The organism is Rhizobium sp. Root1220 (genome assembly GCF_001426265.1).
GTDB lineage: Bacteria > Pseudomonadota > Alphaproteobacteria > Rhizobiales > Rhizobiaceae > Rhizobium.
On sequence record NZ_LMDG01000036.1, the window covers coordinates 187,154 to 208,683 of the forward strand.

The following is a 21,530-nucleotide window of genomic DNA, read 5'->3' on the forward strand; positions in this document are numbered from 1 at the left end:
TCAGGTCAGCACTGTCTGACGGGTCTCCATGTCGATCGCCGTCGCCGCAAGCGCGGCAATGACCAGCAGGCCGGCAAACAACCCGATCGCAACGCCCAGCCCTTCGGCGACTACGAACGCCATCAGCGACGGCGCGATAAGCCCGCCGAGCCGCGCCATGGCGCCTGCCGTCCCCATGCCCGTCGCCCGCGACGCCGTCGGATAAAGCTCCGGCGTATAGGCGTACAAGGCTCCCCAGGTGCCAAGCAGCGCAAAACTCATGACGAGCAGCGATGCACCGACCAGCACGTCGCTCGGTGATACGACGAAAAGCAGGCAACCGAGCGCGGACAACAGGCAAAAGCCGATCAACGTCGGCTTGCGCCCCCAGGCTTCGACACCGTAGGCAGCAAGGACATAGCCCGGCAGTTGGGCGAGCGCGACGACTACGAGGAAGCCATATCCGCGCACGAAACCAAACCCGTCGCCTGCGAGCTTGGCGGGCATCCAGGTGAAGACCCCGTAGTAAGAAACGGAAACGAGGAACCAGATTCCCAAAATCATCAGGCTGCGCCGCCGAAGCGGCTTCGAGAATATTCCTTCGCTCACCTGCGGCGCGTAAACGATTTCGTCTTGCCACCCAAGCGGCGCCTTGCCGTGGCGCGTGAGGATCTGGTTGACAACCTCCTGCGCTTCGGCGGCCCGCCCTGTCCGCAAAAGGTAAAGGGGCGATTCCGGCACTAGGAAGCGCAACGTAAGGCCCAGCAAGGCGGGCAGCGCGGTGACAGCGAAGATGTAGCGCCAGGCATCCTGAACGCCTGCCGCATTTGCCGCCCAGGCTGCTAGCGCAACGATCAGCGTTCCGATCGCCCAAAAACCCTCCAAAGCCACCAGCCAACGCCCGCGGCTCTTGGCAGGCAGGAATTCGGCCATCATCGCGTAGTCCACCGGCAGCGTGCCACCCACCGCAATTCCCGTCAGGAAGCGAAGGGCCAGCAGGCTCGTGAAATCGGGAGCAAAGATCGAAAGTGTGCCGAAAATCGCATCGCAACCGACGGTCAGGATCAGGACATGCCGCCGACCGATCTTGTCGGCCAGGCGACCGAACAGGACCGCGCCGATCAGCATCCCGAGGAAAAACAACGTGCCTGTCTGCAAGGCCTGCGGCACGGTCAGCCCGAATGTCCCCGCGATCGATGCGGCCGTAAAGCCGACCGCCAGCACCTGCATCGCATCGGCTGCCCAGACCAGTCCGAATATGCCCATGAGACGCAATTGGAAGGGACCAGTGCCGGCACGGTCCAGCGCTTCGTCCATAGAAATGCTGCTCATGTGGTTCCCCCAAGCCCCTGAAACATCACATGAAGCGCACTTCAGACCCAAGGCAATACCGCATGCTGGCTATTTTCGCCAGCCGATAATTCCGTGCAGCCTGCCATGAGTATCGTCTGCGAACGGAACCACGAGAACGCGGGCAGGATCGACCGGACCGGGGAATGCAAGCGCGTTGTGTACGACCTTCTCGAAGCCGAGCGGGCCGTAGTAAGGCGGATCGCCGATCAGAATGACAGCTTCGGAGCCCTTGCGCCGCGCCGCCTCGACAGCAATGCGGACGAGCTCCCGACCGATACCGCGGCTCTTGTGTGAAGGCCGAACCGCCAGCGGTCCGAGCAGATGTCCTTTGACCGAACCTGCCGTTACAGGCGTCATCCGCACCGAAGCGATCGTCTCGCCATCATCCGCGCAGATGAACGACAACGACAGGTCGTGTGGTCCCTGCTCGCGGATACGGGCAGCGGCACGGGCGTGCCGCCCGGGGCCGAACGCTTCTTCGTTGATATGTTCGATAGCTGCGTCGTGCGACGCGTCCTCGGTGAGGTAGACCAGATCGTGCTTGTGCATGATGAGACGGAAACCGGATAGACGAAAATGATGGGTTCTCGAGCACGCCCTCAGGCGTTCGGGAGCATTAGCGTCGTCGCAGGTTTCTCGGTAGAGACATCAATCAGGTTCCAAATGTGGAAACGCCGATAGCAGGAAAAAAATCGGTCGTCCATTGGAAAAAACAGCCGGGCCACATGCCGCGACGCAGTGTTCAATTTTTCTTGGCCTGCCAAGTCGCGCGAGATGCGATACGTTCCATCGCAACAAGGCAATATGAAGGATGGAAACATGGGCATGCTGGTTGACGGCGTCTGGCATGACGTCTGGTACGATACGAAGGAAACCAAGGGGCATTTCAAGCGCGCAGCGTCACAGTTTCGCAACTGGGTGACCATCGACGGCGAAGCCGGCCCTTCAGGCGTCGGCGGATTCAAGGCCGAGGCCGGACGCTATCACCTCTACGTGTCGCTCGCCTGCCCGTGGGCGCACCGCACGCTGATCTTCCGCAAGCTGAAGAAGCTCGAAGACCTGATCTCGGTTTCGGTCGTTGATCCGCTGATGCTGGAAAACGGCTGGGAGTTCAAGGTCGGCGACGGAGCCACCGGCGACAACCTTTTCGGTTCGCGGGCGTTGTGGGAAGTTTATGTGAAGGCCGACCCGCATTATTCCGGTCGTGTGACCGTGCCGGTGCTCTGGGACAAAAAGACGAACACGATCGTCAACAACGAATCCGCGGAGATCATCCGGATGTTCAACAGCGCCTTCGATCCCCTGACGGGTTCGACGCTGGATTTCTATCCGCAAGACCTGCGCTCGGAAATCGATGATCTGAACGCCATCGTCTACGATACGGTCAACAACGGCGTCTACAAGTCGGGTTTCGCGACATCGCAGGAAGCTTATGCCGAGAACGTGATCAAGCTGTTCGAAACCCTGGACCTGCTGGAAGAGCGGCTCGGCAAGGGTCGCTACCTGCTCGGTGATCAGTTGACCGAAGCGGACTGGCGCCTGTTCACGACGCTGGTGCGTTTCGATGCGGTCTACGTCGGCCACTTCAAGTGCAACATCCGTCGGATCGACGACTATCGCAACCTTTCAGCCTACCTGCGTGACCTCTACCAGGTGCAGGGCGTCAAGGAGACGGTCGACTTTCACCATATCAAGAACCACTACTACCGAAGCCACGGGACGATCAATCCGACCGGAATCGTACCGGTCGGCCCGGCGCTCGATCTCGATCGGCCACACGGTCGCGCGCGGCTTGCGGCGGCCTGAGCGAAAGTTCTACCAGATATGGGCCGGCGCATGCTCCCCGGCGAGTTCCGCCAGGCGTCGGCGCGTTGCCGACGTCGTCCCCTGCGGTAGATCATCTAGTGCGAAGAAACCGCATTCGATGATTTCGCGATCAGGCGCGCGTGGCGCCGTCTGCGTCACCTTGGCCCGATAGAAAAGGACATGATCCCGTCGGCTCGCGGATGTGTTGAGGTAGACGTGGAATAGCTGTGGTCGCCCGACGATCTGCAGATTGCCTTCTTCGCGAAGCTCCTTGATCAGAGCTTCCTCGGCTGTCTCGTGGCGCTCAAGCCCGCCGCCCGGCATGTGCCATCCGGGCACGTAACTGTGTCGCACAAGAAAGATTCGCCCGGCGGAATCGAAGCACGCGGCCCGAACCCCCATCGTCATTCCACGAGCAATTGCGAAATAAGTGTGCGCGATGCGCATCAGCAGCCGTGACTGCCAGGGGCGAATGTGTCTGTTCACGCTTCTTCCAATTTCATAGTCCGTTCAAGCAGATGTGTTTGAATTGCAGACTTCCTGGGCTATGTGTCGTCGGATGTTCAAGCTTGCGCACATTTCAGACATTCATCTCGGGCCATTGCCCCGCCTTTCAGTCCGCGAACTGTTCTCCAAGCGCATCACCGGCTTTGTGAACTGGCATCGCAATCGGCGCAAGCACCTTTTCGGCAGCACGCTTGACGTGCTGCTAGACGATATCCGCGCCAGGCAAGCCGATCATCTTGCGATAACCGGCGATCTGGTAAACCTCGCAAGCGGCATCGAAATCCGCGCCGCCGCTGCCTGGCTGAAGGAGCTGGGCGACCCAGCGGACAATTCCGTCGTACCTGGAAATCACGACGCTTATGTGCCCGGTGCCTACGAAAAATCGATGCGCGCCTGGTACGACAATGTCCGCGGCGATCTTGCTCCACCGCACTGGGAGGAGGATCGTCACGTTTTTCCGTATCTGCGCGTTCGCGGCAAAGTCGCCATCGTCGGCTGTTCGACGGCGCTGGCTACCCCACCCTTCGCCGCCAGCGGCTTTTTCGGCGAGAGGCAAGCCCGCGAGACCGTCAACATGCTGCGCGCCGCTGGCGAGGCCGGGCTTTTTCGCGTCGTGATGATCCACCATCCCCCGATCCGCGGCGCGACGTCATTTCACAAACGGATGATCGGCATTCGCCGCTTCGCCGCAGTCGTATCAACGGGCGGCGCCGAGCTGGTGTTGCACGGCCATACACATCTGAACACCCTTCACTGGCTGCGCGGACAAACCGGCCCCGTGCCGGTGGTCGGTATCGCCTCCGCTTCGCAGGGCCCCGGTGGCATCAAGCCACCCGCCGCCTACAATCTCTTCAACATCGGCGGTTCGCCCGGCTACTGGGAACTGACTGGCGAACGTTTCAGCATCAACGAAATGGGCGATGGCGTGTGTCAGGAAAGCGTTGATATTTTCAGGCCTTAGCGCACCAGACGGAATCTCTTCGTCAACGGTTTGATTCGGCGTCTGAAGATGGCACTATGCCCGCGACGATCCGCATTCACCCCCTTGGTATTTCGCGATCAAGAGGTACAATCCTCGTCTCTGCGTCACCCATCCATGGAGTCATCGCATGTCCTACGCTCTCCCCTCGCTTCGTACCCTTACTCTGGCCGGCTGTCTCGCTTTCACCTTTTCAGCACCGGCGTTTGCCGTTGGTGACGAGAGCGATGAGACGAAGCCGCCACCGAAGACCGAGACGACCACCAGGTGCGCGAACGGCAAGGTTTGGGACAAGAACAAGAAGCAATGCGTGGTTCCGAAGAAGAGCAGCTTCAACGACGACGATCTTTACAACGCAGCCCGCGAATTTGCCTATGCCGGGCAGTACGACAACGCGCTCACCGTGCTGCACCTCGCAAGCAACCAGAATGATCCCCGCATCCTGAACTATCTCGGCTATGCGAACCGCAAAGCGGGCCGGATGGAACTGGGAATGTCGTACTACCGCAAGGCCCTGCAGGCAGATGAGAACTATATTCTTGCCCGGTCATACATGGGACAAGCTTTGGTGGAACAGGGAGACGTGCAGGGCGCGCGCGTCCAGCTCGTGGAGATTCGCGATCGCGGCGGCGATCAGACATGGGCGTACCGCTCTCTGCTGCAGGCGTTGAACGGATACCGAACCTACTGAACGGACATGCTACCGAAGAAAAGCTTTGAGAAGCCGTAGGATACACCGACCGATGCTTGCGAAGCATCAGGGACTTGTATCATAAAGGACACAGAGCCGGTATAAGTCTGTTTACTGCTGGACGGTCGTCCGACCGTCCAGGCATTACTTTGGAAAGACTATGCGTCAACCCGTGACGACAATCGATATCAGACGCGACCTGGTTGGCCTTCTGCCCCGGCTGCGCCGCTTTGCTATGACCCTGGCAGGCAACGCCGCGGTCGCCGACGAACTCGTACAGGCCGTCTGTGAACGCGCCGTGGCCAAGAGCAACCAGTGGAACGGTGAAGGGCGGCTGGAAAGCTGGATCTACACCCTGGCCCGCCAGCAGTGGAACGATGACAGCCGCCGGCGCAGGCCGCATGCCACGCCGAAAGCCAACGTCACCGATATCCGCGACGCAAGCCGCGACCGCACGGCCGGTTTCGATGCCGACACAATTCACCGCATGATAGCCGAGATGCCGGAAGGGACCTGCAGTGTCCTTCTTCTGGTTGTCGTCGAAGGTCACACGTACCAGCAGACGGCCGACATCATGGGCATCGCCATGAGCAACGTCGTTTCACACCTAACCGCGGCAAGACTGCATTTCGCCAGCGTCGCAGACAACTATCCTCACAGGTACTGAATTGCTCGATTTCAAGAAATTGCCGCTCGATGCTCAGCTGACCGCCTTGCTGGATGGCGAAGCGTCAACCGAACAGAAAATGGACTTGGAACAGCGGTTGGCAACCGACGACGGGGCAAGGCGGCTCTACGACAAGCTGCGCCAAGGCGCCGACTTTGGAAGGCACCGCCTCGACGACGTCCTCAAGGAGCCTGTGCCGCTGGCGCTCGTCCGCTCGATCAAGAACGTGCAGCCGCCGAAGGCTCCGCTCGCACCGCGCCTCTCGCGTCCTTCGCTGAAGCTTGCGCCGAGCGGTCCGCAGGCTTTGGCAGCGGCGATCATTCTTTTCGTCGTCGGCTGCGGTATTGGCTATCTCGCCGCCGATAATTCCGGCGGCGCTCCCAATCCACCTCAGACGGCTGATGCGGCTTCCGACGCGAACGACTGGCTCGTCGACGTAACGGCCTACCAGCGCCTGATCGCGCGTCAGCCGCGCCATATCGTCGAGGTGGCATCGACGCAGGCCGAGGAAATTTCCAGCTGGCTGACGTCCACCGTGGGCGTCGCCTTCCGGGTTCCCGACCTCACGAGCCAAGGCTGGACGTTCCAGGGCGCTCGCGTTTTCCTCTCCAACGGCCGGCCGGTCGGCCAGCTTGTCTATACGAGCGCGGACGGCGACCTCGCTTCCATCTGCTTCCGCAAGGACAGTCAAGCGGCGGAGACCGAGGACTTCAAGGAAACCATCAAGGACGAGATTGGTCTGGTCGGCTGGCACAATGCCGGGACCTCCTACGTTCTCGTCGGCCCATCCTCAGAAGCCTCGCTTGCGCAGCTCGCCATGCAGATCGCAACCGCGATCTAAGGACGCTCCGGCGAAATTGTCCTCAACGGCAATTGGCCCTAACTAAGGCGGCGGGATTGAAGTGCATTGCGCAGCGGACTTAGTCCGCTGCGCTGAATAATCAGACCTTGCCGGCTTTCACGTCGAGGACGCGGTTCGCCGCCGACACAATCGCTTCAAGCGAAGCGCCGACGATGTTCGTGCTGATACCGGCGCCGAAAAGCCGGCCACCCGGATAGGACGTCTCGACATAGGAGATTGCGGCTGCATTCGAACCGTGCTGCAGCGAGTGCTCCGAATAGTCCTCGACCGACATTTCGATGCCGAGATAGTGGGAGAGCGCGTTGATGAAGCCGTCGACTGGGCCGTTGCCTCTGCCCTCGATGCGCTTCATCTCGCCGTTGTCGGTAATCTCGGCGGCGACGATACGCTGGCCTTTCCGCTCCGGATCGGCATAGGTGTGATGATCGACGAACTTGATACGGCCTTCCGGCTGCGCCACGTAACGCTCGATGAAGCGGTCGTAGATCTTCCGCGACGGCAATTCCTTGCCATCCTCGTCGGTGATGCGCTGGATGTCCTCGCGGAACTCGACCTGCAGGTTTCGCGGCAGGTTGAGGCCGTAGTCCTGCTGCAGGATGTAGGCGATGCCGCCCTTTCCGGATTGCGAATTGATGCGGATGATCGCTTCATAACTACGCCCGACGTCCCGCGGATCGATCGGCAGGTAGGGCACTTCCCAGACCGGGTGGTTGGCCACCTTGATCGCCTTCATGCCCTTATTGATGGCATCCTGGTGCGAGCCGGAGAAGGCCGTGTAGACCAGTTCGCCGACATAGGGGTGACGCTCGCCGATCGGCATCTGGTTGGAATACTCGAAGACTTCCTTCATGCGCACGATGTTGGAGCAGTCGATCTCGGGGTCGACGCCCTGCGTGAACATGTTGAGTGCCATTGTAACGACATCGACGTTGCCGGTGCGCTCGCCATTGCCGAACAGCGTGCCTTCGACACGGTCGGCGCCAGCCAGCAGCGCCAGCTCGGCGGCGGCGATACCGGTGCCGCGGTCGTTGTGCGGATGCAGCGAGATGATCAGGTTCTCGCGATTGTCGAGATTGCGGCACATCCACTCGATCTGGTCCGCATAGACGTTCGGCGTCGCCATCTCGACGGTCGATGGCAGGTTGATGATCAGCTTGTTGTCGGCCGTCGGCTTCATCACTTCGATCACCGCGTTGCAGATTTCCAGCGCTACATCCAGCTCGGTGCCAGTGAAGCTCTCCGGCGAATATTCAAACCGGTATCCGCCACCGGCCTTGGCCGCCATGTCGGAGATCATCTTCGCCGCATCGACGGCAATCTGCTTGATGCCCTGGACATCCTTGCCGAACACCACACGGCGCTGCAGTTCGCTGGTAGAATTGTAGAAGTGGACGATGGGCCGGGTTGCGCCCTCGAGTGCCTCGAAGGTACGCGTGATCAGCTCCGGACGGCACTGCACCAGGACCTGCAGCGAGACATCGTCAGGAACATTGCCCTGCTCGACGCACCAGCGCGCAAAGTCGAAGTCGGTCTGCGATGCCGACGGGAAGCCGATCTCGATTTCCTTGAAACCCATGTCGAGCAGCAATTGGAACATACGAGCCTTGCGGTCGTGTCCCATGGGATCGACCAGAGCCTGATTTCCGTCGCGCAGATCGACCGAGCACCAGACCGGTGCCTTGGTCAGGGTTTTGGATGGCCATGTGCGATCGGGAATGTTGACCTGCGGATAAGCGCGGTATTTCACCGCCGCATCGGGCATGCCGTTGGTCTGAGAGCGGGTGTTCGTGTCCATGTCTTCTCTTCCTCTTCCCGTCATCTGGCCAGCCGCGTAGTAGCGCATAGCATGCCGCTTGGCGATGACGAATCCGGAGCGAATGCATCCGGTTGATCAATTCTGGGGGTTGGCGAGAGGAGCTATGGCCGGGCGGGCTTTCGGCCGCCGGGCGCTCCTCAACGGACCCGGCAACCGCGCGTAAGGCCGAGGAGAAGAAGCGATGTCAGGGCGCGCGTATTGTCGCGCAGGGCAATACGCCCGCGTGCAATATGCTCAGAAATCATGATGCCCGTGTTCTTCATAGTGGCGCTTATAGCCGCAGGCCAAAAAACTGGCAACCCCCCGTCTACCTTTTTGCCAACTGCACAAAATGCGACAGCACCATCATCAAGCCGCCGGCCAGCAATCCCCAGAAGGCGCCCGATATGCCACCGAAGGAAACACCCGACGCCGTCACCAGGAAAGTGATCGCCGAGGCTTCGCGCGTTTCCGGAGCCTGGAAGGCCGACATCGCCGAGCTCGAAAAGGCTCCGACCAGTGCCAGACCTGCAACCGCCTGAATGAGGATCGGCGGCGCCAGCGCCACAAATGCGGTCACCGCGCCCGCAAGAAGTCCGAAAATCACATAGCCAATGCCGGATATCAACGCCGCCCAGTAACGTCGCGCAGGATCAGGATGGGCATCATGACCGGCGCACATGGCAGCAGTGATCGCCGCAAGATTGACCGCATGGCCGCCGAAAGGCGCCGCGAGCAGCGAGAAGAACCCGGTGACTGCAAAAAGTGGCCCGGGCTGCGGCTCGTATCCGTTGACCTTCAGCACGGCAATACCGGGAATGTTCTGCGATGCCATCGTGACGATGAACAGCGGCAGCGCGATTGAAACGAAGGCCGGAAGATTGAACACCGGCGAGACGAACTCCACCGGCGGCGCAAGCGAGCGCTCGATCGAAACCATCGCACCGTCTGGAATATCGACGCCGAAGGCGAGCACCAGCACGAAGGCCGCGAGCGCCGCCGGCACCGCCCACAGGCGCTTGAAGGCGCCTGCAACGATCCAGGCCAAGACGATGGGCAGTCCAAGCAACGGGTTGAACCCGATTGCCCTGACCGGCGCAAAGCACAGGCCGATCAGCACACCTGCAAGCATGGCATTGGCAAGAGGTGCAGGAATAGCGGCAACGGCGCGGCCGAGTGGCTTGAACAGCCCGGCGATGATGATCAGCAACGCACAGATCAGGAATGCCCCGACAGCCGCATTGAATCCTCCCTCGACGAGACCGGTGCTGGCAAGCAGCGCACCACCGGGCGTCGACCATGCGATGCTGATGGGCAGCCGCGTCACAGTGCAGAGGACAATGGCGCAAACACCCATCGCAACCGACAGCGCCATCAGCCCCGACGCCGCCTGCCCGTCAGTGGCGCCGACCGCCTGCAATCCGTGCAGCACAACGGCGAACGAACTGGCGAAGCCGACAAACGCCGTGAGAACGCCCATGAACAGGCTTTGGATAGAGAAGTCTTTGAGCATGGCGGTACTCTTGCGAAAGAAATGCCGCATGGAGCCGCATCGAGAGGAGTCGCGCAAGTGCAGTCAGACGTGATTTCGTTCATGCCGACGGTTTGGTCACCGCAGCTCTACGCGTGGCGACCGACGAAAATCATCTCCGGCGACGTTCTCGGATCGAAAGGTTGCCCGTTCCAATCGCCCATGACGGTCTCGGTCGACAGTCCTGAAGCGCCGAGCCACCCCTCGATCTCTTCGCGCGACAGGAACAGCAGTTCGCTCTTCGACACCAGTTTCCTGTTGGGGAATGTGTAGCGCAACTCGAAAGACATCCTGTTGCCCGCCATCGACATAAACCGCCGCGCCTCGTGCACGGGAGCCCCGCCAACCTCAAGCACCAGGTCGCCGTTCCACCGCGCGGGCCAGTCAATCGCCGGGTTTCTCGATTCGAACACGATCCTTCCGCCGCGAACCAGATGCTCGCGCATCGTGGCAAAGGTGGCCACAACATCAACGTCATCGAGCAAGGTTTGAAAGGCATGTCCTGTCATCACGATGAGGTCAAAGCGATCATCGGAGCGGAAGGTCTGCGCCGAAGCCTGAACCCAGTGGACACGTTGTCCGTTCGGCTTGCCACGCCCGACCTCAAGCATGGCCGCCGCCGGATCGACGCCTGTCACCGCGTGCCCACGCGCGGCATAGGCATCGCAAAGAAGCCCGGTGCCACATCCGAGATCGAGAATGTGGATGGGGTCGGAACCGGCAAGTGCAAGGTAGAAATCCCGGTCTGCCGACCAGCCGCTGTCGAGATCGTAGAGCTCCGCCAACTGCGGATCCTCATAGTGCAAATCGGGCATGCCGAGGCCTTTCTGCGCTATGGCGATGCTCCACAAACCACAAAAAAGCGCCCCACCCGCCGTCCGGCAAGCAAGGGCGCCCTTTGCGCATCAATCAGATGTCGCTTTGCGACGTCACAATCCGCGAAACGAGGCCATAAGCCTTGGCCTCTTCAGCGGACAGCCAGTAGTCGCGGTCGGTATCGGCAGCGATCTTGTCGTAGGTCTGGCCGGTGGCTTCAGCCATGATCTTGTTCAAGCGCTCGTTCATCTTGATGATCTCGCGAGCCTGAATCTCGATGTCGGACGCCATGCCGCGCGTGCCGCCGGACGGCTGGTGCAGCAGGAAGCGCGTGTTCGGCAGGCAAAGGCGTCGTTCCTTCGGTGCCGCGACGAAAATCAGCGCACCTGCGGAAGCGACCCAGCCGGTCCCGATCATCCAGACCTTCGGCTTGATGAACTTGATCATGTCATGGATCGAATCGCCGGATTCGACGTGGCCGCCGGGCGAATTGACATAGATGCGGATATCGTCGTCGCTGGCTGCGGCAAGCGCCACCAACTGCGAGCAGACCTTCTGCGCAAGTTCCTGATTGATCGGTCCATAGATGAAGATGGAACGCGACTTGAAAAGGTTCGCCTCCGTTTCCTTGCCGAGCGGCAGTTCCTTCGTCTTGTCGTCCTGGTCTTCGTCGTTCATTCGAACCTCTCTCACGTAAATTCGGGTTCCCCGCACATAGTGCGACTCCATGCGTAAAACAATGCGGGAAAAAGACAAGCCACGGAACGGATGAAGATATCGTCAGGTCTTTTCGGCTTACGGAAATGTAACGCAGCAGAGCTTTGAAAAGCTGGAAGTCGTACCTACCTCATCACTAGGCGACATCTGATCGTTTGCAACAAGGAGACAGGCCATGTCACCCGAAGAACGCCAATTGCTGACCTCCCTTTTCGAGCGCGTCGGTACCGCCTCGGCCACGCCCCGCGATCGCGAGGCGGAGGCGCTGGTCGACCAAAGCACCCGCGAGCAGCCCTACGCTGCCTATTATCTCGCCCAGGCTGTCATAGTGCAGGAAAAGGGGCTTGAGGCGGCATCCAATCGTATCAGGGAACTGGAGGACCATGTCCGCCAGATGGAGGCAGAACAAAGCGAACGTCACCAGGCGGAACAGGGCGGCGGCTTCCTGAGCTCGATTTTCGGCAGCAGCCAGGCGCAACAGCCGGCACCCCCCGCTTCCGGCCCCTGGGGAAATGCGCCTCGCCAGGCACCACAACAGAATCCGGCCTACGACACCAACACCCGCCCAATGCCCCAGCAGCCGGCCGGTCCGTGGAACCCGCAGCCCGCCGCGCCTTCCGCCGGCGGCAGCTTCCTGCAGGGCGCGCTCGGCACGGCCGCAGGCGTCGCGGGCGGCATGTTGCTTGCCAATTCGCTGAGCGGCATCTTCGGCAGCCACATGTCGTCGCTAGGTCTGGGATCGCCGCTGGGCGGCAACAACCCGCTCAGCAGCGCGCCAACCGAAGAGACCGTTATCAACAACTATTACAACAATGACGGCGACAAGCAGCAGGCTCCGACCGACACCAGTAGCCAACCGCAGGCTACCGACGACAAGGACGACGCCGGCCTGCAACAGGCGGACTACAATACCGGCGATGACGATCAGTCAGACGACGACCAGTCCGATTTCGGCGACGACGACAGCTTCAACGCCTGACGGTCCCGCGTGGCACAATGGGCAGGTATCCGGGTAGCCGGATATCAGCCGCGACCACGGTATGTCGCAACGCCCTGGTCAGGCAGCCACACGCCCTCCGGCGGAGTGCCGGTCTGCCAGAAGACGTCGATCGGAATGCCGCCTCGCGGATACCAATAGGCGCCGATGCGCAGCCACTTCGGATCGAGCAGCTCGACCAGACGCTTGGCGATGTAGATCGAGCAATCCTCGTGGAAGGCGCCATGATTGCGGAAGGAATGCAGGAACAGTTTCAGCGCCTTCGATTCCACCAGCCACTCGTTCGGGATGTAGTCGATGACGATGTGGGCAAAGTCCGGTTGGCCGGTCATCGGGCAGAGCGACGTGAACTCGGGAGCGGTGAAGCGGACGACATACTGGGTACCAGTATGGTTCGAGGGCACCTTCTCCAGCACGGCTTCCTCAGGCGACTTCGGCGCCTCCGTCTGGTTGCCCAGCATGGAAAGGCTGGATACGTCGGTATTGGGCATTCAAGCCTCCTTGATGACTTTGACGCGGATGCCATGGGCTTTTTCGCCCTCGGGCTCCACGTGAATGGCGATGCTGGAGCCCGGATGCACGGCACGGATGGCATCTTCAAGGCGGTCGCAGATATCGTGTGCCTGCCTTACAGACATCGCGGCCGGCACGACAAGATGGAAATCGATGAAGGTGACCGCGCCCGCACGACGTGTCTTCAGGTCGTGCACGCCGAGCGAGCCCCCCGCATGCGTCGCGATTGCCTGCGTGATCGCTTCTTCCTCATGCGCCTCGACGGCCTGGTCCATCAGGCCGCCGATGGAATTCGAGATCACCTTCCAGCCCTGATAGAGAATATTGACGGCCACCAGAATGGCGAGGATCGGGTCGAAGATCGCGTATCCCGTGGCGATCGCCAGCAGGAGGCCGATCAGCACGCCGATCGACGTTATGACGTCGGACATGATGTGCTGGCCATCCGCCGTCAACGCCGCCGAGCGATACTTGCGGCCTGTCCGAATCAACAGTCGCGCCCACACGGCATTGATCACGCCCGCCGCGAAGTTGATCGCAAGTCCCAGCACTGGTGCGTTGAGCATGCGTGGATCGGCCAGATGCCCGATCGCCTCGTTGACGATCAGCAGCGCCGCCACGACGATGAGGACACCCTCGGTGACCGCGGAGAGATACTCCGCCTTGTGATGCCCGAAAGGATGGTCGTGGTCGGCCGGCTTTTGCGCATAGCGGATGACGAAGAAAGCGATGAAGGCGGCAACGACGTTGACCGTCGATTCAAGGCCGTCGGATAACAACGCCACCGATCCGGTCACCCACCACGCAACCATCTTCAGGCCCATCACGCCGAGAGACATGGGAATACCCCAAAGCGCCAGCCGTCGAACCGTGAGATTGCCCTGTCTTTCCATGTCGATCCCCTGCATCAGTCTCAGTGCGGATGCGAACGAATTGCAGAAAGCATGCCATTCAAACGCAAAACCGCCCGCACGAAAAAACGCGCAGGCGGCCAATGAGGGCCATATGGGCCAGAAGCGCGCCTTTGTCAAAGGGACAGAGTAGTTCCAAGGGTTTTACCCCGGCAACTTACCCATTCCTGACGCCAGCGACAGAAGTCCCTTAAGCGAATCGCATCGCTGTTCGTGCGCGCGCCTTTGCTGCGACTTCCTCGCGATCGCGAGGAGGTTGAGTAGTCTCCAGCGAATCAAGCAGCTCGCGGGCACATGCCGCGACCGAATTGACCGCACGCTCGAACGCAGCCTCATTGCGCTTCGATGGTTTGGTTGTCCCGCTCACCTTGCGAACAAACTGGAGCGCGGCATCATGAATCTCCTCGTTCGTCGCCGGCGGATCGAAATTGAACAGGGGTTTGATATTTCGGCACATGACTTGCTCCCGCGTGTTTTTCCCTGCCACCGATCGGAGGGTGACTAAGTGTGGAAAAATAGTCGCATGAGAGGCAATTGCAACGGGCCGGCCGGACTTGACGACAGCGGAACGCTGAGCAGCCAGGCAGGGTGGCGCCTTCACTTCGGGCTGACGGTCTCAGATCCGCTATCGGTGGACGGACTGCCGGCGCGTGCCGTGGCGGATGGCTAGGCCTTGCCGAGGATGGCCAGCCTCGCGAGTTCGTTCCCGATGACTGCGTGGGTCGTCTCGTTGCGCTGGACCATTAGCGCCGTGGTTGCGCCCGGGGCCTTGTCGGGATGCCCGGCATCGAAAGGGGGAGACGGATCGTACTCGATTGCGAGCTGGATCGCTTGCGCGACCTCCGCTCCGGCAAGCTCGGAGACGATGTCGAATGCGAAATCAATTCCCGCACTGACGCCGGCCGCGGTGACGACGTTGCCGTCACGCACGCTTCGCCCTTTTCCGTGGCTCGCGCCAACCAGGGGCAAAAGGTCGACATAGGCCCAGTGCGTCGCGGCCTGGCGTCCTTTGAGCAACCCGGCTGCGCCAAGGAGAAAAGCACCTATGCATACGGAGGTTACATAGTCTGCATCCTCGCCCTGCCGGCGAATGAAGTCGATCGTCTCGACATCGGCAAGCGCGTCGACAACGCCTGCGCCACCCGGCACGCAGATAAGATCGAGCGGGGGACAAGTTTGAAACGTGCAGATAGGCAGGATGCCGAGACCGCGGTCACTCGAAATCGGCAGCATGGTCTTTGCGACGACGTGCGTTTTGGCTTGCGAGAACCTGCTCTGCGCCGAGATCGACGGCGGCGTCCCAAGTCGGCTCAGGACCTCAAACGGGCCGGTGAAGTCGAGCTGGGTGATACCTGGGAAGATCACGAAACCAATGTCGAAATCGGACATGCCTTAGCCTCCTCCACCATGTCGCGAACAGGCATTCCATTGAGTGCGCGGAATGCCTCACGAAGATACTTCCGTCAGCGAAAGCCGCCCGCAAAAAAGCCATGTCGCGGGCAGCCCGACGCTACATGCCCTCTCAGGCGGCCTTGGTGCTGGCCTTGCGGGCCAGATGCGCCACCACGTTCTCGATCATCCGCATGCCGGCATCGCCGCCCAGAGTCATGATCGATTCCGGATGAAACTGTACGGCTGCGATCGGCTCCCTGGCATGCTCGATGCCCATGATCGTGCCGTCGTCGCTTTCCGCCGTGATGATGAACTCGCGCGGCAGCGTCGAAGGGTCGGCGAAGATCGAGTGATAGCGACCGACCGTCACCTCTTTGCCGAGACCGGAGAACACCAGACCGGGCTCCAGCACGCGGATGCGCGACGGCTTGCCGTGCATCGGCAGCGCCAGATGGCGTAGCTCGCCGCCATAGGCTTCGGCAATCGCCTGCAGGCCGAGGCAGACACCGAAGATCGGCAGGTTGCGCGCCCTCGCCTTCTTGATCGTCGCCTTACAATCGAAATCCTTCGGATTGCCCGGCCCCGGCGAGAGCACGACCAGATCGGGATCCAGCCTGTCGAAGATCTCCTCGGGCACCGGCGAGCGCACCGTCGATACCGTCGCCCCCGTCTGGCGGAAATAATTGGCCAGCGTATGCACGAAGCTGTCTTCGTGATCGACCAGCAGAATCTTGACGTCCTTGCCGACGGCAGCGACGTCGCGGCTGACTTTGCCGGAGTTACCGGCCTTGGCATCGCGAATGGCGGAAAGCATGGCAGAGGCCTTCAGTTCGGTTTCGGCTTCTTCTTCATCGGGAATGCTGTCGTTGAGCAGCGTCGCCCCTGCCCGGACTTCGGCAATCCCATCCTTGATGCGCACCGTGCGCAGCGTCAGGCCGGTGTTCATGTCGCCATTGAAGCCGACCATGCCGATCGCCCCGCCATACCAGGCGCGCGGGCTTTTCTCGTGGCCCTCGATAAAGCGCATCGCCCACAGCTTCGGCGCACCGGTGACGGTGACGGCCCATGCGTGGCTCAAGAACCCGTCGAATGCATCCATATCGTCGCGCAAACGGCCCTCGATATGGTCAACCGTATGGATCAGCCGCGAATACATCTCGATCTGCCGGCGACCGATGACCTTCACCGAGCCAGGCTCGCAGACACGGCTCTTGTCGTTGCGGTCGACATCGGAGCACATGGTGAGCTCCGACTCGTCCTTCTTCGAGTTCAACAGCTTGAGGATCTGCTCGCTATCGGCGATCGGGTCCTCGCCGCGCTTGATCGTGCCCGAGATCGGGCAGGTCTCGATGCGGCGGCCGGAAACACGCACGAACATCTCAGGCGACGCGCCTACCAGATATTCCTGGTTTCCTAGATTGATGAAGAACGAATAGGGCGACGGATTGATCGCTTTCAGCCGCTTGGAAATGTCCGACGGCTTGCTGTCGCAGCGCTCCATGAATTTCTGCCCCGGCACCACCTCGAACAGGTCGCCCTTGCGGAAACTCTCCTTGGCCTTGGTCACCAGCTCGGCATATTCGCCGGGACGGTGATCGCTCTTCGGTGGAATGGTATCGGTGCGCTGGAACGGCTCGGCCTGGATGTCACCGGCCTTGCCCTCGGTGGTCAGCCCGCCCTTTTCGAAATCGTAGCGATCGATCCAGGCCTTGGCCGAATAGTTGTCGACCACCAGGATCTCGTCCGGCAGGTAAAGCAGCATGTCGCGCTGATCGGCTGGGCGCACCAGCTTCAGGTTGATCGCATCGAACTGGAAGGCCAGATCATAGCCGAAGGCGCCATAGAGCCCGAGGCTGGCATCGGCCTTCGAATAGAACAGGTCGGTGACGGCGCGCAGCACGGTGAACACAGTCGGGATCTTCGAGCGCTCCTCTTCGGTGAACGCGCGCTCCGGCGTCTTCACCGTCAGATCGAGCCGCCTCGCGGTCGACGTGCCGAGTTCCAGATCGGCAAGTGTCTTCAGCCGTTCGGTGACGAAGCCGAGGATCACCTCGCCGCGCTCGTTATAGGCTTCGATCCAGACCTTCCGGCCGTTGCAGGAAATCCCAAGCGGCGGGTCGACCACGGCGGTATCCCAGCGCGTATAGCGGCCCGGATACTCGTAGTTCGACGAAAACACCGCGCCGCGGCGCTCGTCGAGCTTGTCGATATAGGAGGAGACCGCATCGCCATAGGGGATCGCTCGGCGCTGGCGGGTGACCGTGATGCCGCCCTTGGTCTCGTAAATCTCCGCTCCGTCATCCCGCAGGATCGTTACCATTGTTCCACTCCGTTATCGGGCCCGGATGACAGGCAGCCTTTAAAAACAAAAAAGCCGCCTGGGATTTTCCGGGCGGCTCATCGTCGTCTTTGGACACGATTGGTCGAGGCCGCCTTAGCGAGCCCACCACCAGATTGCGATGTTCAAGGACATGTTCATGGGAAAATTGTTAGCGCGAGATCCCGGCAAGTGCAAGAGGCGATTGTGGCGACGTATAAGGGCGGCACATCGGCCGCCCTTGCGTAGCGTGATCGGAACACTCAAAAGACCTTGGTGAGCGAAATCTTGAATGTGCGGCCAGGCTCCGAATAGTAGTCGATAGGCTGGTTGGCTGCCGAATTCGGGTTGAGATCTCGCAATGCCAATGCGTTGAAGTACTTCTGGTCGAAGATATTGTAGACACCAGCCTGCACGCGCAGCCCCTTCAGGCTCTCCGGGTTCCACCAACCGGTCAGGTCGACGATACCGTAGCCCGGAGCATCGAACGTGTTGCGAACATTGTCATCCGGCATCGCTGCGGAAGCGGTCATGGATAGATCGATACCGTACGTCTCCTGGCTGTACCCGGCACCGACGATAGCCTTGAACGGCGCGACCGAACGCAGACGCTTGTCGGTATCTTCGTTCTTGCCGTAGGCGTAGGCCAGTGCTGCGTGAACATTGAAGCCGTTGTCGAACGTCTTGGTCGCGCTTGCCTCGACACCCGAAATCGTCACGCTGGCCACGTTGGTATAGTTGAATTCCATGATACCCGTGACAGGATTGACCGTCGTCACCGTCTCGATGAAATTCTTGTATCGATTGTGGAAGAGCGCAACGCGCCCACTTATGTCATCGTGGTTGAAGTTCGAGCCGATTTCAAAGCCGTTGCCGATTTCAGGCTTCAGGTCTGGATTGCCAAGCTGCGCATAACCCGCGCCGGCGTTGTAGAAGCGGCTGTAAAGTTCATCGACCGTAGGCACACGATAGGACATGGACCATTGCGCAAAGACCTCGACATCAGGCGTGATATCGTAGGTGGCCAGCAGCTTCGGCGAGACGCGCGCGCCATCCTTGTCTTCAAGCGGTCCAAACACTCCAAGTGCCGGGTTGCTGGCGAAGCCGCCGGTCGCCGACGGATCGTACCGGTACCAGTCGAAACGCGCACCGGGTGTCAGCTCGAAGCCGTTGCCGAAGGAAATCTTGTCCTCGATCGTTGCACCGACGGTGGCGCTTTCGACATTCGGGATTTCCGATTGGTTGTTGAGCGCGGGGCACGTTGTCGGTGTGGGGCAAAGTGCCCAGGTGTACTGCTGCCAATCTGAAATCGCCGTATCGAGGCCGACGCTCACAGAGTGGTCGTAACCACCGTATTCGAAGTCCTTTGTCGCACTGCTTGTAAAGCCCCAGGTCTTGTTGCTGATCGAATTGTCACGTCCATAGCGGACATTGGCAACCGTGCGGCCGTTCGAACCGGCAGAGCGTTCCAGTTCTTGCCAGTAGAGTGTCGCGCGTGCCGTCGTGAAGAACGCATCCGAAGATATCGCCTCGTAGTCATAGTCGAGCGAAACGCGCTTGCGATCCCGATCGTCGAAACCGTTATAATCGCCAATTTTGTATGAGCGGGGAGTACCCTGATCCGTCCTGAGGTCGATATCCGCATCACGGCGGAAGCTCTCGGCCGTCAGCCCGATACGATGGCCACCTTCGAGTTCCTGGCGAACCTTGAAGAGCAGATTGTTCTGATCGAAGTCGAGCGGATTGGGCTCCGTGCGATACCGACCGTAGCTGTCGTTGGTTCCCTGGTTGTCCCGTTCATGCCCTGTGCGGTAGCTGCCCTGGAACAGGACCGAGGTTTCGCCAACCTTCTTCGCAGCCGCAACCGAGCCGCCGATGCTTTCGTCCTCGCTGTCATACGTCGACTTGACGATGAGACCCCAGTCCCGGCCTTCCGGGATGATATCTTCCGGCTCGAGCGTGCGCAGAACGATCGCGCCGCCCAGCATACCGGAGCCACCCAGGCTCGAATCCGAGGCGCGGACAACATCGAACGCCGAGAGCGACGAGAAGTCGAAGGTGTCGCCGCCGCCGTTTGCATTAATCGATGCAAATGCGCCCTGGCGAGAACCGTTGGAAAGATAGGGAATAGGAATGCCGTCGATGACTGTGATGATCCGCGGACCTGAGAGACCGCGCAAATTGACGCCGGCATCCGCTTTCGAGACGTTGACGCCAGGATCGATATTGCGACCGATATCGCTGAGGTTGGTGATCTGCTGCCGATCAATCTCCGTCCTGTCGATTTCGGTTGCAAGCGGCGTGTCTGCGATGCTGCCCTTGGGGGCCGTCGTCGTCCGCCTATTCCCCTTGACAACAATTTTCTGCAGCGGCGTGCCGTTCTCGTCCGTTGCTGCGGTCGTCGTTGCCGGCGCGCTCTGCGCCAACGCTTGTGAAACAGGAAGAGCAGATATAGACGCCGCGCAGACCAGTAGTGCCGAGCGCCAATGCCGGATAATCATTTAAACCAACCCTCTAGATAAGAATTTACCGGGCTGGCTGGTCGGCACGCGCTCGCGCGTTCGAGGGGCTGGCTAGGCTTTTCAGCGGAGATTTCCGCCTTCTTTCTGCCGCATAAAAAACATGACTATATTTGTCAATATATAGAGTTCGCGTTATCTTGATTTATTCAGTCATGTTTTCAACATAGTACCCAACGTTGCGAAATTGCAACGAAATCCGCGTCCGAACGTTCCTCCTTTCGCTGGGACCGAACGACGGGTGGATACGTGAAGAATATTATTGCAGCGACGACGGCCCTCGTGTGCCTTTGCCTTCTGACCAGTGCGCGCCTGCCTGAGCAGGCTCCCTTGCCGCAGATACGCCCCCCCGAATTGAACACGACCACATCCAGCCCTGAAGCGGTACCGACGCCCGAGCCGAAGCCGAAGCCCGCATCCGAGCCGCGGGAAACCGGTGTCGAGAAGCCGTCGCCCACCGGCCAATCCCCGGGCCAATCGACCGCCGAACCGGAGAAACAGGGACCACAACTCCCCTCACGGCAGACCCTCGAAGCACAACAACTGAAGATCGAACCGGAAAGCGATGCCGACCATTCGGAATGCGTCACGGAACTCAAGAGCCTCGGCGTGGCTTTCACCGACATATCCCGAATAGACGACGGCAACGGCTGCGGCATCGACAAACCCATCAAGGTTTCCGAGGCGCTCCCGGGCATCAAGCTCAAGCCCGACGCTGTCTTTCGTTGCCCGGTGGCGCTTGCGCTTGCCCGCTGGATGAAGGAAAGCGTCATTCCCGCGGCGGCGGTCGCAGCGAAAGACCGGGGCAACATCACAACCATCAACCAGGCCTCGTCCTACATCTGCCGCCTGCGCAACGGCGCTGAAGCCGGCAAGATTTCCGAGCACGCCCGTGGCAACGCGATCGATGTCGCCAGCTTCAGCTTCGAGAAGGGGGAGGACATCGCGGTCAAGCCGCGCCGGGAGGATTCGACGCTTGTCGGTGCTTTTCAGCGCACGGTGAGCGCAGCCGGCTGCCTGTACTTCAGGACCGTGCTCGACCCCGAAAGCGATGCCGCGCACGAAACCCACTTCCATCTAGATGTCTTGGAGCGCAAAGGTGGATTTCGCTATTGCCATTAATTTACAGAGACTTGGAAAACCCGCCTGAATCGTCCCGTCAGCTGCTTGAATCAATT

Annotated in this window: 21 protein-coding genes; 8 read left to right on the forward strand and 13 right to left on the reverse strand. The window is 60.5% G+C overall.

Translation table 11 applies throughout. The annotated features are described in order from the left end of the window. Entirely contained in the window at positions 1–1,311 is a 1,311-nt protein-coding gene (locus ASC90_RS25670) for an MFS transporter (protein ID WP_056546934.1), read from the reverse strand. 69 nt (positions 1,312–1,380) lie between these two features. After that, positions 1,381–1,881 carry an N-acetyltransferase gene (locus ASC90_RS25675; protein WP_056546937.1) on the reverse strand — a complete coding sequence of 167 codons (501 nt, stop codon included), beginning with the start codon at positions 1,879–1,881 and terminating at the stop codon, positions 1,381–1,383. 270 nt (positions 1,882–2,151) lie between these two features. On the opposite strand from ASC90_RS25675, the gene ASC90_RS25680 reads away from it, so the two are divergent. After that, positions 2,152–3,138: a glutathione S-transferase family protein gene (locus tag ASC90_RS25680; RefSeq protein ID WP_056547267.1), complete on the forward strand. Its 987-nt coding sequence runs from the start codon at positions 2,152–2,154 to the stop codon at positions 3,136–3,138. A 9-nt stretch (positions 3,139–3,147) separates the two neighbouring features. On the opposite strand, the gene ASC90_RS25685 is transcribed toward ASC90_RS25680, so the two are convergent. Continuing rightward, a complete protein-coding gene (locus tag ASC90_RS25685; protein WP_056547269.1) occupies positions 3,148–3,585 on the reverse strand; it encodes an NUDIX domain-containing protein in 438 nt (145 codons plus the stop codon). A gap of 82 nt (positions 3,586–3,667) precedes the next feature. Between ASC90_RS25685 and ASC90_RS25690 the strand changes: the two genes are divergently transcribed. From ASC90_RS25690 to ASC90_RS25705, 4 genes are all read left to right on the forward strand, one after another. Continuing rightward, positions 3,668–4,606, forward strand: a complete 939-nt coding sequence (locus ASC90_RS25690) for a metallophosphoesterase (protein WP_156393140.1) — start codon at positions 3,668–3,670, stop codon at positions 4,604–4,606. A gap of 148 nt (positions 4,607–4,754) precedes the next feature. Next, a complete protein-coding gene (locus ASC90_RS25695) occupies positions 4,755–5,315 on the forward strand; it encodes a tetratricopeptide repeat protein (RefSeq protein WP_056546944.1) in 561 nt (186 codons plus the stop codon). 160 nt (positions 5,316–5,475) lie between these two features. Further along, entirely contained in the window at positions 5,476–5,982 is a 507-nt protein-coding gene (locus tag ASC90_RS25700) for an RNA polymerase sigma factor (RefSeq protein WP_056546949.1), read from the forward strand. 1 nt (position 5,983) lies between these two features. Beyond that, a complete protein-coding gene (locus ASC90_RS25705) occupies positions 5,984–6,823 on the forward strand; it encodes an anti-sigma factor (protein ID WP_056546952.1) in 840 nt (279 codons plus the stop codon). A gap of 100 nt (positions 6,824–6,923) precedes the next feature. Here ASC90_RS25705 and leuA read toward each other — a convergent pair whose 3' ends face one another. The 4 genes from leuA to ASC90_RS25725 form a co-directional block, all read right to left on the reverse strand. Continuing rightward, entirely contained in the window at positions 6,924–8,639 is a 1,716-nt protein-coding gene (gene leuA / locus ASC90_RS25710; protein ID WP_056546955.1) for a 2-isopropylmalate synthase, read from the reverse strand. A gap of 328 nt (positions 8,640–8,967) precedes the next feature. Then, a complete protein-coding gene (locus ASC90_RS25715; protein WP_056547272.1) occupies positions 8,968–10,152 on the reverse strand; it encodes a benzoate/H(+) symporter BenE family transporter in 1,185 nt (394 codons plus the stop codon). Positions 10,153–10,259: 107 nt separating this feature from the next. Further along, positions 10,260–10,985, reverse strand: coding sequence for a class I SAM-dependent methyltransferase (locus ASC90_RS25720; RefSeq protein ID WP_056546957.1), 726 nt, complete (start codon positions 10,983–10,985; stop codon positions 10,260–10,262). Between the two features lie 94 nt (positions 10,986–11,079). After that, entirely contained in the window at positions 11,080–11,664 is a 585-nt protein-coding gene (locus ASC90_RS25725) for an ATP-dependent Clp protease proteolytic subunit (RefSeq protein ID WP_056546960.1), read from the reverse strand. A 214-nt stretch (positions 11,665–11,878) separates the two neighbouring features. On the opposite strand from ASC90_RS25725, the gene ASC90_RS25730 reads away from it, so the two are divergent. After that, positions 11,879–12,682 (forward strand): DUF2076 domain-containing protein, encoded by an 804-nt coding sequence (locus tag ASC90_RS25730; RefSeq protein ID WP_056546963.1) that lies wholly within the window; start codon positions 11,879–11,881, stop codon positions 12,680–12,682. 44 nt (positions 12,683–12,726) lie between these two features. On the opposite strand, the gene queF is transcribed toward ASC90_RS25730, so the two are convergent. The 3 genes from queF to ASC90_RS25745 all read right to left on the reverse strand — a co-directional run bounded on the left by queF (position 12,727) and on the right by ASC90_RS25745 (position 14,581). Next, entirely contained in the window at positions 12,727–13,191 is a 465-nt protein-coding gene (gene queF / locus ASC90_RS25735; RefSeq protein ID WP_056546965.1) for a preQ(1) synthase, read from the reverse strand. Next, complete coding sequence (gene emfA, locus ASC90_RS25740) at positions 13,192–14,106, reverse strand: CDF family cation efflux transporter EmfA (protein ID WP_056547275.1); 915 nt, start codon at positions 14,104–14,106, stop codon at positions 13,192–13,194. 208 nt (positions 14,107–14,314) lie between these two features. Beyond that, positions 14,315–14,581, reverse strand: a complete 267-nt coding sequence (locus tag ASC90_RS25745; RefSeq protein ID WP_056546968.1) for a DUF2277 domain-containing protein — start codon at positions 14,579–14,581, stop codon at positions 14,315–14,317. Between the two features lie 66 nt (positions 14,582–14,647). Between ASC90_RS25745 and ASC90_RS29020 the strand changes: the two genes are divergently transcribed. Then, entirely contained in the window at positions 14,648–14,794 is a 147-nt protein-coding gene (locus tag ASC90_RS29020; protein WP_156393141.1) for a hypothetical protein, read from the forward strand. Here the strand turns inward: ASC90_RS29020 and ASC90_RS25750 are convergent. The 3 genes from ASC90_RS25750 to ASC90_RS25760 form a co-directional block, all read right to left on the reverse strand. Next, the gene (locus ASC90_RS25750; protein WP_056546970.1) at positions 14,791–15,513 is read right to left on the reverse strand and encodes a DJ-1/PfpI family protein; all 723 of its coding nucleotides are present in this window, start codon (positions 15,511–15,513) and stop codon (positions 14,791–14,793) included. The genes ASC90_RS29020 and ASC90_RS25750 overlap by 4 nt on opposite strands. A 133-nt stretch (positions 15,514–15,646) precedes the next feature. Further along, a complete protein-coding gene (locus ASC90_RS25755) occupies positions 15,647–17,836 on the reverse strand; it encodes an anthranilate synthase (protein WP_056546972.1) in 2,190 nt (729 codons plus the stop codon). 260 nt (positions 17,837–18,096) lie between these two features. Further along, complete coding sequence (locus ASC90_RS25760; protein ID WP_056546975.1) at positions 18,097–20,334, reverse strand: TonB-dependent hemoglobin/transferrin/lactoferrin family receptor; 2,238 nt, start codon at positions 20,332–20,334, stop codon at positions 18,097–18,099. 267 nt (positions 20,335–20,601) lie between these two features. Between ASC90_RS25760 and ASC90_RS25765 the strand changes: the two genes are divergently transcribed. Beyond that, positions 20,602–21,474, forward strand: coding sequence for an extensin family protein (locus ASC90_RS25765; RefSeq protein ID WP_056546977.1), 873 nt, complete (start codon positions 20,602–20,604; stop codon positions 21,472–21,474). The last annotated feature ends 56 nt before the right edge of the window (positions 21,475–21,530 follow it).

Excerpts from the sequence above, each read along its gene's own strand:
- ASC90_RS25715 (WP_056547272.1), bottom strand. The coding sequence starts at position 10,152 with ATGCTCAAAGACTTCTCTATCCAAAGCCTGTTCATGGGCGTTCTCACG.
- ASC90_RS25675 (WP_056546937.1), bottom strand. The coding sequence starts at position 1,881 with ATGCACAAGCACGATCTGGTCTACCTCACCGAGGACGCGTCGCACGAC.
- ASC90_RS25760 (WP_056546975.1), bottom strand. The coding sequence starts at position 20,334 with ATGATTATCCGGCATTGGCGCTCGGCACTACTGGTCTGCGCGGCGTCT.
- ASC90_RS25680 (WP_056547267.1), top strand. The coding sequence starts at position 2,152 with ATGGGCATGCTGGTTGACGGCGTCTGGCATGACGTCTGGTACGATACG.
- leuA (WP_056546955.1), bottom strand. The coding sequence starts at position 8,639 with ATGGACACGAACACCCGCTCTCAGACCAACGGCATGCCCGATGCGGCG.
- ASC90_RS29020 (WP_156393141.1), top strand. The coding sequence starts at position 14,648 with ATGAGAGGCAATTGCAACGGGCCGGCCGGACTTGACGACAGCGGAACG.
- ASC90_RS25700 (WP_056546949.1), top strand. The coding sequence starts at position 5,476 with ATGCGTCAACCCGTGACGACAATCGATATCAGACGCGACCTGGTTGGC.
- ASC90_RS25755 (WP_056546972.1), bottom strand. The coding sequence starts at position 17,836 with ATGGTAACGATCCTGCGGGATGACGGAGCGGAGATTTACGAGACCAAG.
- queF (WP_056546965.1), bottom strand. The coding sequence starts at position 13,191 with ATGCCCAATACCGACGTATCCAGCCTTTCCATGCTGGGCAACCAGACG.
- emfA (WP_056547275.1), bottom strand. The coding sequence starts at position 14,106 with ATGGAAAGACAGGGCAATCTCACGGTTCGACGGCTGGCGCTTTGGGGT.
- ASC90_RS25750 (WP_056546970.1), bottom strand. The coding sequence starts at position 15,513 with ATGTCCGATTTCGACATTGGTTTCGTGATCTTCCCAGGTATCACCCAG.
- ASC90_RS25670 (WP_056546934.1), bottom strand. The coding sequence starts at position 1,311 with ATGAGCAGCATTTCTATGGACGAAGCGCTGGACCGTGCCGGCACTGGT.
- ASC90_RS25685 (WP_056547269.1), bottom strand. The coding sequence starts at position 3,585 with ATGCGCATCGCGCACACTTATTTCGCAATTGCTCGTGGAATGACGATG.
- ASC90_RS25745 (WP_056546968.1), bottom strand. The coding sequence starts at position 14,581 with ATGTGCCGAAATATCAAACCCCTGTTCAATTTCGATCCGCCGGCGACG.
- ASC90_RS25725 (WP_056546960.1), bottom strand. The coding sequence starts at position 11,664 with ATGAACGACGAAGACCAGGACGACAAGACGAAGGAACTGCCGCTCGGC.
- ASC90_RS25730 (WP_056546963.1), top strand. The coding sequence starts at position 11,879 with ATGTCACCCGAAGAACGCCAATTGCTGACCTCCCTTTTCGAGCGCGTC.
- ASC90_RS25695 (WP_056546944.1), top strand. The coding sequence starts at position 4,755 with ATGTCCTACGCTCTCCCCTCGCTTCGTACCCTTACTCTGGCCGGCTGT.
- ASC90_RS25720 (WP_056546957.1), bottom strand. The coding sequence starts at position 10,985 with ATGCCCGATTTGCACTATGAGGATCCGCAGTTGGCGGAGCTCTACGAT.